At 75.6% G+C, this 16,435-nt stretch carries 18 protein-coding genes; 1 reads left to right on the top strand and 17 read right to left on the bottom strand.

Annotation, left to right across the window (positions count from 1 at the left end):
• The first annotated feature begins 277 nt into the window (after positions 1 to 277).
• Positions 278 to 742: a DUF1844 domain-containing protein gene (locus BM048_RS02400; RefSeq protein ID WP_239078633.1), complete on the top strand. Its 465-nt coding sequence runs from the start codon at positions 278 to 280 to the stop codon at positions 740 to 742.
• 75 nt (positions 743 to 817) lie between these two features.
• On the opposite strand, the gene BM048_RS02395 is transcribed toward BM048_RS02400, so the two are convergent.
• From BM048_RS02395 to BM048_RS02315, 17 genes are all read right to left on the bottom strand, one after another.
• Positions 818 to 1,567: an SseB family protein gene (locus BM048_RS02395; protein WP_090030309.1), complete on the bottom strand. Its 750-nt coding sequence runs from the start codon at positions 1,565 to 1,567 to the stop codon at positions 818 to 820.
• Positions 1,564 to 2,301 carry a bifunctional 1-(5-phosphoribosyl)-5-((5-phosphoribosylamino)methylideneamino)imidazole-4-carboxamide isomerase/phosphoribosylanthranilate isomerase PriA gene (priA, locus tag BM048_RS02390; RefSeq protein WP_090030307.1) on the bottom strand — a complete coding sequence of 246 codons (738 nt, stop codon included), beginning with the start codon at positions 2,299 to 2,301 and terminating at the stop codon, positions 1,564 to 1,566. The genes BM048_RS02395 and priA overlap by 4 nt, the downstream gene beginning before the upstream one ends.
• Positions 2,302 to 2,419: 118 nt before the next feature.
• Positions 2,420 to 3,067 (bottom strand): imidazole glycerol phosphate synthase subunit HisH, encoded by a 648-nt coding sequence (hisH, locus tag BM048_RS02385; RefSeq protein WP_090030305.1) that lies wholly within the window; start codon positions 3,065 to 3,067, stop codon positions 2,420 to 2,422.
• Positions 3,068 to 3,076: 9 nt separating this feature from the next.
• Positions 3,077 to 3,709 carry a hypothetical protein gene (locus tag BM048_RS02380; RefSeq protein ID WP_090030303.1) on the bottom strand — a complete coding sequence of 211 codons (633 nt, stop codon included), beginning with the start codon at positions 3,707 to 3,709 and terminating at the stop codon, positions 3,077 to 3,079.
• Positions 3,706 to 4,320 (bottom strand): imidazoleglycerol-phosphate dehydratase HisB, encoded by a 615-nt coding sequence (gene hisB / locus BM048_RS02375; RefSeq protein WP_090030301.1) that lies wholly within the window; start codon positions 4,318 to 4,320, stop codon positions 3,706 to 3,708. The genes BM048_RS02380 and hisB overlap by 4 nt, the downstream gene beginning before the upstream one ends.
• Positions 4,317 to 5,441, bottom strand: coding sequence for a histidinol-phosphate transaminase (locus BM048_RS02370; RefSeq protein WP_090030299.1), 1,125 nt, complete (start codon positions 5,439 to 5,441; stop codon positions 4,317 to 4,319). The genes hisB and BM048_RS02370 overlap by 4 nt, the downstream gene beginning before the upstream one ends.
• Positions 5,442 to 5,464: 23 nt before the next feature.
• Positions 5,465 to 6,787: a histidinol dehydrogenase gene (gene hisD, locus BM048_RS02365; RefSeq protein ID WP_090030297.1), complete on the bottom strand. Its 1,323-nt coding sequence runs from the start codon at positions 6,785 to 6,787 to the stop codon at positions 5,465 to 5,467.
• Positions 6,788 to 6,853: 66 nt separating this feature from the next.
• The gene (locus tag BM048_RS02360; protein WP_239078634.1) at positions 6,854 to 7,264 is read right to left on the bottom strand and encodes an SRPBCC domain-containing protein; all 411 of its coding nucleotides are present in this window, start codon (positions 7,262 to 7,264) and stop codon (positions 6,854 to 6,856) included.
• Between the two features lie 145 nt (positions 7,265 to 7,409).
• Entirely contained in the window at positions 7,410 to 7,754 is a 345-nt protein-coding gene (locus BM048_RS02355; protein WP_090030295.1) for an ArsR/SmtB family transcription factor, read from the bottom strand.
• A gap of 73 nt (positions 7,755 to 7,827) precedes the next feature.
• Positions 7,828 to 11,373 carry a DNA polymerase III subunit alpha gene (gene dnaE / locus BM048_RS02350; RefSeq protein WP_090030293.1) on the bottom strand — a complete coding sequence of 1,182 codons (3,546 nt, stop codon included), beginning with the start codon at positions 11,371 to 11,373 and terminating at the stop codon, positions 7,828 to 7,830.
• Between the two features lie 97 nt (positions 11,374 to 11,470).
• A complete protein-coding gene (locus tag BM048_RS02345; protein ID WP_090030291.1) occupies positions 11,471 to 12,418 on the bottom strand; it encodes an RluA family pseudouridine synthase in 948 nt (315 codons plus the stop codon).
• Positions 12,415 to 13,032, bottom strand: a complete 618-nt coding sequence (locus BM048_RS02340) for a signal peptidase II (protein ID WP_373308387.1) — start codon at positions 13,030 to 13,032, stop codon at positions 12,415 to 12,417. Before BM048_RS02340 ends, BM048_RS02345 begins: the two co-directional genes overlap by 4 nt.
• A gap of 113 nt (positions 13,033 to 13,145) precedes the next feature.
• Complete coding sequence (locus tag BM048_RS02335; RefSeq protein ID WP_090030289.1) at positions 13,146 to 13,604, bottom strand: TraR/DksA family transcriptional regulator; 459 nt, start codon at positions 13,602 to 13,604, stop codon at positions 13,146 to 13,148.
• Positions 13,605 to 13,751: 147 nt separating this feature from the next.
• Positions 13,752 to 14,507, bottom strand: coding sequence for a DivIVA domain-containing protein (locus BM048_RS02330; protein WP_090030539.1), 756 nt, complete (start codon positions 14,505 to 14,507; stop codon positions 13,752 to 13,754).
• Positions 14,508 to 14,730: 223 nt separating this feature from the next.
• The gene (locus BM048_RS02325) at positions 14,731 to 15,024 is read right to left on the bottom strand and encodes a YggT family protein (protein WP_090030287.1); all 294 of its coding nucleotides are present in this window, start codon (positions 15,022 to 15,024) and stop codon (positions 14,731 to 14,733) included.
• Between the two features lie 2 nt (positions 15,025 to 15,026).
• Positions 15,027 to 15,509: a cell division protein SepF gene (locus tag BM048_RS02320; protein ID WP_090030285.1), complete on the bottom strand. Its 483-nt coding sequence runs from the start codon at positions 15,507 to 15,509 to the stop codon at positions 15,027 to 15,029.
• Between the two features lie 141 nt (positions 15,510 to 15,650).
• Positions 15,651 to 16,391, bottom strand: coding sequence for a purine nucleoside phosphorylase YfiH/LACC1 family protein (locus BM048_RS02315; protein ID WP_239078635.1), 741 nt, complete (start codon positions 16,389 to 16,391; stop codon positions 15,651 to 15,653).
• Positions 16,392 to 16,435 lie beyond the last annotated feature (44 nt).

The following is a 16,435-nucleotide window of genomic DNA, read 5'->3' as shown; positions in this document are numbered from 1 at the left end:
CGCCGGGGCCGGCGACGCCGGCACGGCGGGCGCACGGCACCCCGGGGAGCGCCGTGCTGGACCGGACCTGGTCCCTGTCGGCGACCCGGAGGCCGCCCGTCGGAGCGCAGGTGGGAGAGGGATCTCCGCTTGCACGCCTGCCCGCTCCCCCGGACCCGTCACCGAGGGCGGTGCCGGACGAGCGCACGGACAGGTCAGTCGATGGACCAGCGTAGCAGACGCGTCCCCGAACCCCTCGGGACGGAGGTGCGCACCGGGAGGGTGCGACGATCGTCGCATGCACAGCGAGCCCGGCCAGCCCGACGGCGACCCCGTCGAGCCCATCGACCCCGTCCTGCCCGTCCCGTCCGCCGATCCGACGGCCGCGGCCGACCCGAGCGCCGGGACCGGCGGGGTCGACCCCTCCGTGTCGGCGACGCGCGACATCGCCGACGTCGCGGCGGTCGAGGTCATCACGACCGCCGCCGTCCACCTCATGAGCGCGGCCGCGGTCAAGTGCGGGCTCGCGGAGGACGGTCCGCAGGGGCGGGGGGCGGACTACCTCGACCTCGACGAGGCCCGCAAGCTCATCACCGCGCTCGCCGCGCTGGTCACCGCGGCCGCGCCCGACATCGGCAACCAGCACGCCCGGTCCCTGCGCGACGGGCTGCGGTCCCTGCAGCTCGCCTTCCGGGAGGCCTCGGCCTTCCCGGACGCCCCGGGCGAGGGCCCCGGGGAGCGGTTCACGGGCTCCGTGGTCTGACGCGTTCCTCCTAGCCGCGGCAACGGTCGCGGAGGACTGGCGGAGGACCTGGCGGCGCCGGGAGCCCGGCGGCGCTCAGGCCGCCGCGCGGACCCGCAGCTCGAGGGAGTCGACCCGTCCGGCGACGAGCTCGTCGGCCGCGAGGGCGGCGTTCACGCGCGCCAGCGTCGCGTCGAGGCCGGCGCGATCGAGGCCCGGGGCGAGCGCCAGGTGCACCGCGACCTCGGCGCGGGCGCCCGGCGCCGTCGCGACGGCCACGACGGCCGGCAGCCCGGCGAGCGCGGTGCGCACCGCCGTGTCCACCTCGGGCGCGACGACCCCGGCGACGACCGCCGGCGCCCAGGACCGTCCCTGGGCCAGCGCCCAGACGGCCGGCCGCGGCACGACCGCGGCCACGGGACCGGCGGGGTCGACGACGAGCACCTCCCAGCCCTCGTGCACCGCCGACAGCGCGGCCTTCGGGCCGTGCGTGGGGACGGGGCGAGCGCTCGCGCGCCAGGCCGTCATGGCCGCCGTGCCGGAGAAGACGGGCAGGGCCGTCCGCCCGTCGGGCACGCGGAGGGCGACCACGCCCGCGGACGCCTCCTTGTCGACGGCCAGCTCGACGGCCGCCCCCCCGACGTCGTGTCCGACGGCCCCCGCCACCTCCACCTGCGCCAGGACGGGCACGAGCACGCGGGCGCCGGCCAGGGCGGCGACGACCGCGGCGAGATCACCGTGCTCGGCGGCCGCGTGGGCGGCGAGCGCCGCCGCCAGCGCCGGGTCGGGCGACCCGTCGTCGCCGGCGAAGGGGCTCGTCGGCGGCAGCGCCCGCCCGCCGCTCACGGGCGGCCGGCGACGTCGAGCGCCTCGGGCAGCGTGAAGGCCCCGGCGTACAGCGCCTTGCCGACGATCGCGCCCTCGAGCCCCTCGTCGACGAGCCCGCGCAGCGCGACGAGGTCGTCGAGCGAGGAGATGCCGCCCGACGCCACCACGGGCGCGTCCGTGCGGGCGCACACCTGCCGCAGCAGGTCGACGTTGGGCCCGCGCAGCGTGCCGTCCTTCGTCACGTCGGTCACGACGTACCGGGCGCACCCGGCGTCCTCCAGGCGCGCGAGGACCTCCCACAGGTCGCCGCCCTCCTGCGTCCAGCCACGAGCGGCCAGCGTGGTGCCCCGCACGTCGAGCCCCACGGCGACCTGCGCCCGGTGCCGCGCGATGACGTCGGCGGTCCAGGCGGGGTCCTCGAGCGCCGCCGTGCCGAGGTTGACGCGGGTCGCGCCCGTCGCCAGCGCGCGCTCGAGGGACGCGTCGTCGCGGATGCCCCCGGACAGCTCGACGCGCACGCCGCGCCGGACCAGCTCCGCGGTCACCTCGGCGAGCTGCGCCGCGTTCGAGCCGCGGCCGAAGGCGGCGTCGAGGTCGACCAGGTGCACCCACTCCGCCCCGCCGGCCTGCCAGTCGAGCGCGGCCGCGAGGGGGTCGCCGTAGGAGGTCTCGGACCCCGCCTCGCCCTGGACGAGGCGCACCGCCTGCCCGTCGGCGACGTCGACGGCGGGCAGCAGCTCGAGACGGGTCATGCGGGTGGTCCTCCGGGGCTCGTGCCCGCGCGGTCGCGAGGGCGAGATGGTCGGGCTGGGGTGGTCGGGCTGGGTGGGCCGAGGGTGCACGGCGGGCGGGCACCGCGGGGCGCCGGTGTCAGCGCAGGCCGTCGACCCAGCGCTCGAGCAGCGCGGCACCCGCGTCGCCCGACTTCTCGGGGTGGAACTGCGTGGCGGACAGCGGTCCGTTCTCGACGGCGGCGACGAAGGGCTCGCCGTGCTCGGACCACGTGACCAGCGGCGGCGCCAGCGGCGTGTCGCGCGGCTCGTCGTGCAGGGGAAAGCGGCGCGCGGCGTAGGAGTGCACGAAGTAGAAGCGCTGGTCCTCGAGGCCGGCGAAGAGCGTCGACCCCTCGGGCGCCCGGACCTCCGCCCAGCCCATGTGCGGGACGACGGGCGCCTCGAGCCGCTCGACGACGCCGGGCCACTCCCCCAGGCCCGGCGTGCGGACGCCGTGCTCGACCCCCTCGTCGAACATGACCTGCATGCCGACGCAGATGCCGAGGACGGGCCGGCCGCCCGCGAGGCGGCGGTCGACGACCTGGTCCCCGCCGACCTGCCGCAGCCCGGCCATGACCGCCGCGAACGCGCCGACCCCGGGGACGACGAGCCCGTCGGCCTCCTGGGCCGCGGCCTTGTCCGCGGTCAGCTCGACCTCGGCACCCACGCGCTCCAGCGCGCGGACCGCCGAGCGGACGTTGCCGAAGCCGTAGTCCAGGACGACGACGGAAGGGGCTGCGCTCACGCCCCCAGGCTACCCGCGGGGCCGGCGCCGGCCGGCACGGGCGAGGACCGCCATGGCCTTGAACCGCGACATCCCGACGCTGCTCACGACGCCGTCGAAGCCCGAGACGTCGGCCTCGGCGACGAGCAGGTCCTCGAGCTGCGAGGGTGCGTAGGCCAGCAGGAGGCCGGGCTCCTCGACGTCCTTCTGCACGGCGCCGCCCACCCACTGCTGGGCGCTGATCTGCGAGGCGCGGCGCTCGAACAGCACCACCGGGGCCGTGCGCAGCAGCTGGGAGATCGCGGCGGCACCGGCGCCGCCGGCGGTCGGGTCGCGCAGCACGGCGAGCGCGCCCTCCGGCGTGGGCACCACGTCGGCGTCGACCTGCGCCAGCGCGCACGCCGCCGCCAGCGGCGCGGCCGCGGCGACCTGCGTGAGCACCAGCGCACGGGTCGGCCGCGGCTGCGCCGACGCCAGCGTCAGGGGCTCCTCGTCGGCGGGGGCGTCGTCATCACCGGGAGCGTCCGCGTCGCCGGAGGCGTGCCCGTCGTCCGGGCTGCCGGCGTCCGCGGCGAACTGGGCCTCGAGGGCAGCCAGCACGTCGTCGTCGGGGCGGTCCTCGTCGGGACGGCCCTCGTCGGGGGCCGTGCCGGGGGCGCTCACAGCGCGCCCTTCGTCGACGGGACGCCCTCGACGCGCGGGTCGAGGGCGACCGCGGCGCGCAGGGCCCGCGCCAGCGCCTTGAACTGCGCCTCGACGACGTGGTGCGGGTCGCGGCCGGCCAGGACGCGCACGTGGACGGTGAAGGCGGCGTGGTGGGCGATCGACTCGAGCACGTGCCGGGTGAGCGAGCCCGTGAAGTGCCCGCCGATGAGGTGCAGCTCCTGGCCGGCGGGCTCGCCCGAGTGGACGAGGTACGGCCGTCCCGAGACGTCGACCACGGCGTGCGCGAGGGCCTCGTCGAGCGGGACCGTGGCGTCCCCGTAGCGGGAGATGCCCACCTTGTCCCCCAGGGCGATCCGCAGCGCCTGGCCGAGGGTGATCGCGACGTCCTCCACGGTGTGGTGGGCGTCGATGTGGGTGTCCCCCGTCGCACGGACGGTGAGGTCGATGAGCGAGTGCTTGCCGAGCGCCGTGAGCATGTGGTCGTAGAACGGTATGGACGTGGCGATGTCGGTGCGCCCCCGCCCGTCCAGGTCCAGCTCGACGACGACGCTCGACTCGCTCGTCGTCCGCTCGACGCGGGCCGTGCGCCCGCCGGTCGTGCCGCTCACAGGCCGCCCACCTCGCTCAGGGCGGCCCGGAAGGCCGCCGTCTCCTGCGGCGTGCCGACCGACACCCGCAGCCACCCCTCGGGCCCGGTCTCCCGGACGAGGACGCCCCGGTCCAGCAGCCCCTGCCAGACCGCGTGGCGGTCCGGGAACGTACCGAACAGGACGAAGTTCGCGTCGGAGTCCGCGGCGCGCAGCCCGCGGGCGCGCAGCCAGGCGACGAGGTCGTCGCGCTCCTGCCGCAGGCTGCCCACCTGCGCCATGAGGGCGGGCGCGTGCCGCAGCGCCGCGCGGGCCGTCGCCTGCGTCACCGCGGACAGGTGGTACGGCAGGCGCACGACGCGCAGCGCGTCGACGAGCGCGGTGCTCGCGGCCAGGTAGCCCACCCGGGCGCCCGCCAGGCCGAACGCCTTGGACATCGTGCGGCTCACGGCCAGGTGCGGGTGCTCGGCCAGGAGCGCCAGCGCCGACGGGGTGCCGCGCCGGCGGAACTCCCCGTAGGCCTCGTCGACGACGACGACGCAGCCGCCCGGCACGTCCGCCGCCGCCCCGAGCACCGCCTCCAGCGTGGCGGGCGGCAGGGCGGTGCCCGTCGGGTTGTTCGGGCTGGCCAGCAGCACCACGGACGGCGCGACCTCGGCGACGAGGTCGCACGCGGCCGCGGCGTCGACGGAGAAGTCCTCCGCGCGGCGCCCGACCTGCCACGCCGTACCCGTGTCACGCGCGTACTCGGGGTACATGGAGTACGTCGGCGCGAAGGACAGCGCCGTGCGGCCCGGCCCGCCGAAGGCCTGCAGCAGGTGCAGCATCACCTCGTTGGACCCGTTCGCGGCCCACACCTGCTCCGGCGCGACGCGCACGCCGGACTCGACGGCGAGGTAGTCGGCCAGGTCCGCGCGCAGCCCGAGCGCCTCCCGGTCCGGGTAGCGGTTGAGGCCGCGGGCCGCCTCCGCCACGGCGGCCGCGATGTCGGCGACCACCTCGTCGGAGGGGGCGTAGGGGTTCTCGTTGACGTTGAGCAGCACCGGGACGTCCAGCTGCGGTGCGCCGTACGGCTCGAGGCCGGCGAGCTCCGGCCGCAGCGGGAGCGTCGCCCGCTGCGGGCGGGCGGGGGCGTCGGTCACGGGGGCGAGTCTAGGGCGGGGCGTTAGAACCGGGCGCGCACGGCCTCGCCGTGGGCGGGCAGCCCCTCGGCGTCCGCCAGCGCCACGACGCGGTCCGCGACCGCGGCCAGCGCGTCGTGGTCGTACTCGACCACCTGCACCGCGCGCAGGAAGGAGTGCACGCCGAGGCCCGACGAGAAGTGCGCGCAGCCGCCGGTGGGCAGCACGTGGTTGGAGCCCGCCATGTAGTCCCCGAGCGACACCGGCGACCACGCCCCGACGAACACCGCGCCCGCGCTGGTGACGCGGTCGGCGACGGCGGAGGCGTCGGCGGTCTGGATCTCCAGGTGCTCGGCGCCGTAGGCGTTGACGACCTCCAGGCCGGCGTCGAGGTCGTCGACGAGCACGATCGCGCTCTGCGGCCCCGACAGCGCCACCTGCACCCGCGCCGCGTTGCGCGTGCCCTCGACGCGGTCCGCGAGCCGCGCCTCGACAGCGCCGGCCAGCTCCACGCTGGTCGTCACGAGGACGGCGGCGGCCAGCGGGTCGTGCTCGGCCTGCGAGACGAGGTCGGCGGCGACGTGGGTGGCGTCGGCGGTGCCGTCCGCGAGGATCGCGATCTCGGTGGGGCCGGCCTCGGAGTCGATGCCCACCACGCCGCGGACGAGGCGCTTGGCGGCGGCGACGTAGACGTTGCCGGGACCCGTGATGACGTCGACGGGCTCGCACAGGACCTCGCCGTCGACGTCGTCGGAGCCGGCGGCGCCGTACGCGAGCAGGGCGACGGCCTGCGCCCCGCCGGCCGCGTAGACCTCGTCGACGCCGAGCAGCGCGCAGGTGGCGAGCACGACCGGGTCCGGCAGGCCGTCGCGGTCCTTCTGCGGGGGCGACACGACGGCCAGCGACCCGACGCCCGCCTCCTGCGCGGCGACCACGTTCATGACGACGGACGAGGGGTACACGGCCAGGCCGCCGGGCACGTAGAGCCCCACGCGGCGGACCGGCAGCCAGCGCTGGCGCACCTGCGCCCCGGGCGCCACGTCGACCCTGAGGTCCGCCGGCCGCTGGGCGGCGTGGACCCGCCGGACGCGCGCGATGGTCTCCTCCAGCGCGGCACGCACCGCCGGGTCGAGCGCCTCCGACGCCGCGGCGAAGGCCTCGGCCGGCACCCGCAGGTGCGTCGGCCGGACGCCGTCGAAGCGCGCTGCGAGGTCGCGCAGCGCCGCGGCCCCCCGCTCCCGTACGTCCGCGACCAGCGGGGCGACCTGCTGGGCCGCCTGCTCGACGTCCACCTTCGCCCGCGGGAGCGTCTCGAGCAGGGCTCGACGGGACAGGGTGCGGCCGCGCAGGTCGATCCGGGAGATCACGGCCCCAGGGTACTGACCGGGGCAGGACCGGAGCGCGATCGGGGCCGGTCCCGCCCGGGCCCGGCCTCAGGCGCCCGACGCGGCCCGGTACAGCGGCAGCAGCGCCGTGAAGCGCTCGTCCCACGTGAGGCCCCCTCCGGTGCCGCCCGGGCCGTCCTCGGTCGCCTGGTGCGCGGGTGCGTCCACCGTGGCGTCGGCGAGCGAGCCGGCGAGCACGTCGAGGTACGCGTGCCACCCGGCGCCGTACCCGACGGCGGACACCGACGGCAGCCGGTGGTGGGTGAGCACGAGGCGGGCGCCACTCGGGTCGGCGGTCACGCGCAGCTCGACCTGGGAGAGGTCCTCCCCGGGCCACGTCCAGCCCACGAGGAGGTGCTCCGGCGCGCGGCACGTGCGGATCTCCCCCGCCGCGTGGTCGTCGGGGTCCGGGCCGAGCACGACGTGGTACCGCCCGCCCTCGCGCAGGTCCCCGGTCACCGGGCCGAGCCAGCGCGCGAGGCGGGCCGGCGTCGTCAGCGCCTCCCACAGTCCCCCGGGTCGGTGGCGTGGGTGCGCTCGAAGCGGACGTCCGTCCGGTCCCCGTCGGGGCGCAGCACCCCGAGCGGGCCGTCGTCGGTGGTGGTCATGGCGGTCCTCCCCCTGCCCGGCGCGCGCGGCGTCCTCGGGCGATCTCGGTGGCGAGCGCGTCCAGCCGCGGCGCCCAGTGCCCGCGCACCCGCTCGACCCAGGCCCCGACCTCGTCGAGCGCCTCGGCCCGCACCGCGTAGAGGCGGACGGGTCCCGCCGCCGTGGCGCTGACCAGGCCGGCCTCGCGCAGGACGCGCAGGTGCCGGGAGGTGGCGGGCTGGGAGATGCCGAACTCGGCCCCGACCGCGGCCGCCAGGTCGCCCGCCGGCCGCTCGCCGGAGGCGAGCAGCTCCAGCAGGCGACGGCGGACGGGGTCGCCGAGCGCGTCCAGCGGGTGCACGTCCCCAGCCTGCCCGCCCCTTTCCTATAACGCAAGGGTTATACGACGCGCGGCCGTGCCCCTGCCGAGGGCGTCAGCGGGCGAGGCAGCTCGGACCCAGGAGGGCCTTGAGGTCGCCGTACAGGGACGGGTCGCGGGCGACGCGGTAGGTGTCGTCGAGGCGCATGACCGTCGCCCGGCCCGGCTGCGTGAGGCGGACGTGGACCTCGGTGACGCCCGGGTGCGTGGACAGCACCTCGCGCAGGCGCTCGACGACGGGCTGCGTGCACCGGGCGACGGGCATCGAGACCACCACCGGCGAGTCGGGGGTGGCCGAGACGTCGGGCAGCGTCACCTCCATGGCCTGCAGCTGCATGGTGTCGTCGCGCCGGCGGACGCGTCCGCGCACCACGACGACCGCGTCCTCGGCCAAGACGGTCGAGTAGGCGAGGTACGTCTCCCCGAAGAACATGATCTCGACGGCGCCCTCGAGGTCCTCGAGCGTCACGGCCGCCCACGGGTTGCCCTGCTTGGACATCTTGCGCTGCAGCGACGTGATGAGCCCGGCGACGACGACCGTCGACCCGTCGGGACGCTGCTCGTCGGCCATGAGCGAGGCGACCGAGACGTCCGCCGCCGAGGCCAGCACGTGCTCCAGCCCGGAGAGCGGGTGGTCGGACACGTACAGGCCGAGCATCTCCCGCTCGAAGGCGAGACGCTGCTTCTTGTCCCAGTCGGGCACGTCGGGCACGGTGACGGAGAAGCCGCCCGCGTCGTCGTCGCCGCCGAAGACGTCGGCGAACAGGTCGAACTGCCCCTCCGCCTCCTTGCGCTTGACCACGATGACGGAGTCGACCGCCTGCTCGTGCACGAGCAGCAGCGCGCGCCGGCTGTGCCCGAGCGAGTCGAAGGCCCCGGCCTTGATGAGCGACTCGATCGTGCGCTTGTTGCACACGACGGCGGGCACCTTGTCGAGGAAGTCCGTGAACGAGGTGTAGGCGCCCTTGGCCTCCCGCGTCGCGACGACCGCGTCGACGACGTTCGCGCCGACGTTGCGCACCGCGGTCAGCCCGAACCGGATGTCGTGCCCGACGGCCGTGAACAGCGCCGAGGAGTCGTTGACGTCCGGCGGCAGGACGGTGATGCCCATGCGACGGCACTCGCCGAGGTACAGCGCCGACTTGTCCTTGTCGTCGCGGACGCTGGTCAGCAGCGCCGCCATGTACTCGGTCGGGTAGTTCGCCTTGAGGTAGGCCGTCCAGTAGGAGACGACGCCGTACGCGGCCGAGTGCGCCTTGTTGAACGCGTACCCGGCGAAGGGGACGAGCACGTCCCACACCGCCTGGATGGCGCCGTCGGAGTAGCCCCGCTCGCGCATGCCCGCCTGGAAGGGCACGAACTCCTTGTCGAGGATCTCCTTCTTCTTCTTGCCCATCGCGCGCCGCAGCAGGTCGGCCTGGCCCAGGCTGTAGCCCGCCAGGACCTGGGCGGCCTTCTGCACCTGCTCCTGGTAGACGATCAGGCCGTGGGTGATCCCCACGACCTCCTCGAGCGGCTCGGCGAGCTCGGGGTGGATCGGCTCGACCTCCTGCAGGCCGTTCTTGCGCAGGGCGTAGTTCGTGTGGGAGTTCATGCCCATCGGTCCCGGGCGGTACAGGGCGATGACCGCGGAGATGTCCTCGAAGTTGTCGGGGCGCATCTGGCGCAGCAGGGCACGCATGGGCCCGCCGTCGAGCTGGAACACCCCCAGGGTGTCCCCGCGCTGCAGCAGCTCGTACGTCGGCCCGTCCTCGAGCCCGATGGTCTCGAGGTCCAGCGGCGGCTTGCCGTTGGCGACGATGTTGTCCAGCGCGTCGTCGAGGATCGTCAGGTTGCGCAGGCCGAGGAAGTCCATCTTGATCAGGCCCAGCGCCTCGGACCCCGGCTGGTCGAACTGCGTGATGATCGCGCCGTCCTGCGGGCGCTTCATGATGGGCAGGATGTCCAGCAGCGGCTCGCTCGACATGATGACGCCGGCGGCGTGCACGCCCCACTGGCGCTTGAGGTTCTCCAGGCCGCGGGCGGTCTCCACGACGCGGGCCACGTCCGGGTCCGTGGCGACGAGCTGGCGGAACTCCTCGGCCTCGGCGTACCGCTCGTGCCCCGTGTCGAAGATCCCCGACAGCGGGATGTCCTTGCCCATGACGGCCGGGGGCATGGCCTTCGTCAGCCGCTCGCCCATCGCGAAGGGGAAGCCCAGCACCCGGGATGCGTCCTTGAGGGCCTGCTTGGCCTTGATGGATCCGTAGGTGACGATCTGGGCGACGCGGTCCTCGCCGTACTTGTCCGTCACGTAGCGGATGACCTCGCCGCGCCGGCGCTCGTCGAAGTCGACGTCGACGTCGGGCCAGGACACGCGCTCGGGATTGAGGAAGCGCTCGAAGATGAGCCCGTGGCGCAGCGGGTCGAGCTCCGTGATGCCCATGGCGTACGAGGCCATGGAGCCGGCGGCCGAGCCACGGCCCGGGCCGACGCGGATGCCCTGCGCCTTGGCCCAGTTGATGAAGTCCGCGACGACGAGGAAGTAGCCGGAGAAGCCGAGGCTGGTGATGACGCCCGTCTCGTACTCCGCCTGGCGGCGCACGTCGTCGGGCACGGCCCCCGCGTACCGGCGCTGCAGGCCCCGCTCGACCTCCTTGACGAACCAGGAGTCCTCGCCCTCCCCCTCGGGCGTGGGGAACCGCGGCATGAAGTTGGCCTCGGTGTTGAACGAGATGTCGCACTGCTCGGCGATGAGCAGCGTGTTGTCGCACGCCTCCGGCACCTCGGACCACACCCGCCGCATCTCCGCGGCGGACTTCAGGTAGAACTGGTCCGCGTCGAACTTGAAGCGGTCGGGGTCGGCCAGCGTCGAGCCGGACTGCACGCACAGCAGCACCTCGTGGGCGTGGCTGTCCTCGTGCTTCGTGTAGTGCAGGTCGTTCGTCGCCACGACGGGGGCGCCGATCGCCTCGGCCAGGCGGCGCAGGTCCTTGACCACCCGGCGCTCGATCTCCAGCCCGTGGTCCATGAGCTCGACGTACAGGTTCTCCTTGCCGAAGAGGTCCTGCAGCTCCCCCGCGGCCCGCACGGCCTCGTCCCACTGGCCCAGGCGCAGGCGGGTCTGCACCTCGCCCGAGGGGCAGCCCGTCGTCGCGATCAGGCCGTCGGCGTAGGTGCTCAGCAGCTCGCGGTCCATGCGCGGCCACTTGCCCATCTGGCCCTCGAGCGAGGCCAGGGAGGACATGCGGAAGAGGTTGTGCATGCCGGCGGTGGTGCGCGCCAGCAGCGTCATGTGCGTGTACGCGCCACGCGCCGACACGTCGTCCGACGCCTGGTGCTGCTCGCCCCAGCGCACGCGCGTCTGGTCGAAGCGGCTGGTCCCCGGGGTCACGTACGCCTCGACGCCGATGATCGGCTTGATGCCGTAGGCCTTGCTCTTCTTCCAGAAGTCGAAGGCCCCGAACAGGTAGCCGTGGTCGGTGATGGCGACGGCCCGCTGTCCCAGCCGCTGCGCCTCCGCGAACAGGTCGTCGACCCGCGCCGCGCCGTCCAGCATGGAGAACTCGGTGTGGACGTGGAGGTGGACGAAGTCGTCGGTCGAGCTCCCCGCGGACACCATGGCGGTCATCCTAGGCGGCGCCCCCGACACCCCCGGCGGGCCCCGCGACACCCCGGCGGGCGTGTCGCGCCGGCCCGGCGCGTCGTCGGCACGTCGCTCAGCGCCAGCCGGCCGCGAGCACCTCGAGGGCGTGCTCGAGGTCGTCGGGGTACGTGCTCTCCAGCTCGAGCCACGTCCCGGTCCCGGGGTGCTCGAACCCGAGGCGGACCGCGTGCAGCCACTGCCGGGCCAGGCCCGTCCGGGCCGCGAGGGCCGGGTCCGCGCCGTACGTCGTGTCCCCGACGAGCGGGTGCCGCAGCGCCGCGAGGTGCACGCGGATCTGGTGCGTGCGGCCCGTCTCGAGGTGCACCTCGAGGAGGGAGGCGGCCGGCAGCATCTCGAGCAGGGCGTAGTGCGTCACCGACGGCTTGCCGTCGGCCACGACCGCGAACCGCCAGTCCGCGCTCGGGTGCCTGCCGATGGGCGCGTCGATGGTGCCGCTCGTCGGCTCCGGGTGGCCCTGGGCGAGCGCGTGGTACACCTTCTCGACCGTGCGCTCCTTGAAGGCGCGCTTGAGGGCGGTGTAGGCGTGCTCGCTCTTGGCGACGACCATGAGGCCCGAGGTGCCCGCGTCGAGCCGGTGCACCACGCCCTGGCGCTCCGCCGCACCGGACGTGGCGATGCGGTAGCCCGCGGCCGCCAGCGCCCCGACGACCGTCGGCCCGGTCCAGCCCGGGGACGGGTGCGCGGCCACGCCGACGGGCTTGTCCACGACCACGAGGTCGTCGTCGTCGTGGACCACGCGCATGCCCGGCACCGGTGTCTCGACCACCGCGGCCGCCACCGGTGCCACCGGCGGCAGCTCCACCTCCAGCCAGGCGCCGCCCGGCAACCGGTCCGACTTGCCGACCGCGCGCCCGTCGACGAGCACGGAGCCCGCCTCCGCGAGCTCCGCCGCCCGCGTCCGTGACAGGCCCAGCAGGCGCGAGAGGGCGGCGTCGACCCGCTCGCCCGCGAGCCCGTCCGGGACGGGCAGGGCGCGGACCTCGCCGCCGGCGCCGCTCACGCCCCGGCCCGCCGGCCGTCCAGCCCCGTGCCCCGCACCGCGAGCAGCACGACGAGCACCGCGGCGGCGACGATCGCGATGTCGGCGACGTTGCCGACGAAGAAGTCGCCGTAGGCGAGGAAGTCCACGACGTGCCCGCGCGCGAAGCCCGGCGGACGGAAGAGCCGGTCCCCGAGGTTGCCCAGCGCGCCCCCGAGCAGCAGACCCAGGGCGACGGCCCACGCGCCCGAGCCGATCCGGCGCGCCGCCCGCGCCACGACGAGCACCACGACCACCGCCACGAGGGTCAGCACCCACGTCAGCCCCGTCGCGATGGACAGCGCCGCACCCGGGTTGAAGACGAGCTGCAGCCCCAGCAGGTCGCCCAGCACGGGCCGCCGCTGCGAGGTCGACAGGGCGTCCAGCGCCCACGCCTTCGACAGCTGGTCGGCCGCGAGGACCGCGGCGGCCAGGACGACGAGGCCGGCGAGCAGCCGCCGCCGCCGGGCCGGGGGCACCGTCGCCGCGTCGGCCGTGGCGCCGTCCGCGTCGACCGGGTCCGTGGCGCCCCCGTCCACCCCCGCGGACGGGGTGGTGGCGCGGGCGTCGTCGGCGGCGTCGGGAGCGTCGGGCACCGCAGGAGTCTAGGTGAGACGCACGACGACCCCGCCGCGGTCCTCGCCGGGACCGGGACGGGGCCGTCCGGTGCTCGTGCGCGCGACCTGTGCGGACGCGCGCCGCGCTCAGGTCAGCGGCGCTCCTCGCGCTGCTTGTCCTCGACGCAGAGCGTCGCGCGCGGGAACGCCTCGAGGCGTGCCTTGCCGATCGCACGGCCGCACTGCTCGCACGTGCCGTAGGTGCCCCTGGCCATCCGGCCGAGGGCGTGCTGGGTCTGGGCGAGCAGGTCGCGCGTGTTGTTGACCAGGGTCAGCTCGTGCTCGCGCTCCAGGGCGCTCGAACCGGAGTCGGCCTGGTCGTCGCCCGCGCCGTCGCCGGAGTTGCGCAGCAGCTCCGACAGCCCCTGGTCGGCGGCGGCGAGCTCCTCGGTGAGGCGCTCGACGTCGGACGTCAGCCCGGCGGCGACGGCGCGCAGCTCCTCGGGGGTCCACGGCTCCTCGCCGTCACGGACCAGCAGCTCCCCCGCCAGCCGGTCGAGGTCCAGCTCCAGGTCCGTCACGGTCGCGCTGCTCAGCGCGTTGTCGGGCATCCACGTCCCCTTGTCGTCGAAGTCCCGTGACCGTACTGCCGCGGTGCCGGACGCACAACACGGCACGCCCGCGGTGCGGGCGTGCCGTGCTGGTGGCCGTGCTGGTGGTGCTGCGCGCGCGGCAGGAGCCGCGACGGACGCGGTCCGTCAGATGCCGGCGTTCTCGCTGACGCCCTGGCCGCCGCGGGGCGGCAGCGCGCTGGCCCGGTTGTCGAGGTCCCCGAGCAGGTTCTCGAGGTAGCTCTTCAGGCGCGTGCGGTAGTCCCGCTCGAACACCCGCAGCTCGTCGATCTTGCGCTCGAGGAGCGAGCGCTCCTGCTCGAGCTGGCCGAGCGTGCGCTGCGACGTCTCCTCGGCCTCGCGGACGATGCGCGTGGCCTGGGCCTTCGCGTCGCCGACGAGCCGCTCGGACTCCTCCTGGCCGTTGCGCACGTACTCGTCGTGCAGCTTCTGGGCCAGCGCGAGCATGCCGGTGGCCGACTCCGTGTCGTTGCGGCCGCCGGCGGCCTGCACCGGGGCGGGCACGGAGGCGGGCACGGAGGCGGGCACGGACGCGGTCGCCGTGGCACCGGTCGCCGGGGCGACGGCGGGGACCGCCGGGGCCGTCTGGGGCACGGGCGCCGAGACGGGCGCGGGCTCGGGCTCCGGCTCGGGCGCCGCCTCGGCGGCGGGCTCCGGGGCCGGCGCCGCGACGGGGGCCGGTGCCGAGGACGCCACGCCGTCGTGGTCCTCGCCGGCGGCCGCGAGGCGCGCCTTCAGCGACTCGTTCTCGGCCTGCAGCTCCCGCAGGGTCGAGACGACCTCGTCCAGGAAGTCGTCGACCTCGTCCTGGTCGTACCCCTCACGGAACTTGGTCGCCTGGAACTTCTTGTTCAGGACGTCGTCTGCGGTCAGCAGTGCCATCGTCGTCACCTCTGTCGGTCGAACGGTCTGACCGGCGGCTATGGATTCCACCGACCGCCTCGGGCCACGGTAGCGGAGTTTGTCCCGGCCGGACGCCACAGGGGCGTCCCGCCGGCCGTGGACGGGCGCTCCGGACGTGCCGGACCACCCGGGCGGGGACCGGCACGTCCCCACCGCCGTCTGCTGCTGGTGGCGCCCGGCCCTGGACGGGCCGGCACCACCCCTACGAGAACGCGAGGCCGCGCAGGACCCCCATGAGGACCACGCAGGCGATGAACAGCACCGTGAAGGCGAGGTCGAGGCGGATGCCCCCGAACCCGATCGGCGGCAGGACCCGCCGCAGCGCACGCAGCGGCGGGTCCGTCACGGAGTACGTCAGCTCCGCCACGACCAGGGCGAACCCCGAGGGCCGCCACTGCCGCGCGAGCATCTGGACCCAGTCCAGCACGAGCCGGACCAGCAGCAGGAGGAAGTAGACGAGGACGACCAGGTAGAGCAGGCCGAAGAGGAGGCGCACGGTCAGCTCTGGTTGAAGAACCCGGTCCGCGGCGCGGGGTCGGCGGCCGCGGCCACCTCGCCGGCGATCTCGACCGTGGCGGGGCTGAGCAGGAAGACCTTGCTGGTCACGCGCTCGATCGCGCCGTGCAGGCCGAAGATGAGGCCCGCGGAGAAGTCGACGAGGCGCTTGGCGTCCGCGTCGTCCATGTCGGTGAGGTTCATGATGACGGGGGTGCCGCCGCGGAACGCCTCGCCGATGGTGCGGGCGTCGTTGTAGGAGCGCGGGTGGATCGTCGTGATCCGCCGCAGCTCGTGGGAGGGCGCCTCGGGCGTGGCGACGGCCGCCACCGGCGTCGCACGCCGCAGCGGGGTGACCTGGGCCTCGTGCTCGTGAGCCACGTCCGTCTCCGTCTCGTCGGTGGTGGTGCCGTCGTAGCCGTCCGCCTCGGCGCGGTCGTCCGCCAGCCCCAGGTACAGCATCGTCTTGCGCAGCGTTCCGGCCATGGCCAGCCTCTCCTGTCGAGTCCCCGCGTCGTCTCCGCGTCGTGCACCGCACGGCCGGCGCGCGGCTGCTGCCCCGCACGTCCTGCCGGGCCCGACGCTAGCAACGGGCGGCCGCACCGCCCCGGACGACACGCCCGGGCGTCACACGAGCCCGACGACCCCGGCGCTGCGCCCGGTCGCGCCGCCGCCGGCCCGGCGGTACGAGAACTGGTCGGCGTCGGCGAAGGTGTCGACCCCGACGTCCACCACGGACGTGACCCCGAGGCCCGCCAGGACGCCCCGCACGCCCGCGGGCAGGTCGAGCGCCGGCGTGCCCCACGCGGTGGTGGCGGCGGCCGCGGGCACGAGGTCGGCGACCTCCTCGCGCAGGGTGGCCGGCACCTCGTAGGAGCGCCCCGCGACGGCCGGCCCGAGGGCGGCCCGCACCCGGTCGGCCCGGGCGCCGCGCGCCGTCATGGCACCGAGCGCTGCCGCCAGCACCCCGGCCACGAGCCCGCGGCGCCCGACGTGCACCGCCGCGGCGACCCCCGCCGCCGCGTCCGCCAGCAGGACCGGTACGCAGTCCGCCACGAGCACCGCCCCGGCCGTCCCCGGGTGCGCGACGAGGAGCGCGTCGGCCTCCCCGAGGTCGTCCGGCCCGTCCCCCTGCCCGTGGTCCTGGCCGGGGCCCTGCTCGTGGTCCTGCCCGTCGCCGTCCGCGCCGGCGCCCGTCGCGGCGCCGGCGGGCGGCACGACGAGCACCGCCGTGCCGTGCACCTGCCGGGCCCACGAGACGGGCAGCCCCAGCACGCCCTCGAGCCGCCGCCGGTTCTCGCGCACGGCCGCGGGGTCGTCGCCCACGTGCAGGCCGAGGTCGAGGGCGTCCCACGGGGGACGGCTCACGCCACCATGACGCGTCGTGAACGCGGCGACGACGCCCGGCCCGA

This window comes from Cellulomonas marina (assembly GCF_900111925.1).
Taxonomy (GTDB): Bacteria; Actinomycetota; Actinomycetes; order Actinomycetales; family Cellulomonadaceae; genus Cellulomonas; species Cellulomonas marina.
The sequence above is the reverse complement of the archived record's forward strand: the minus strand, read 5'-3'. Positions and strand labels throughout refer to the sequence as shown.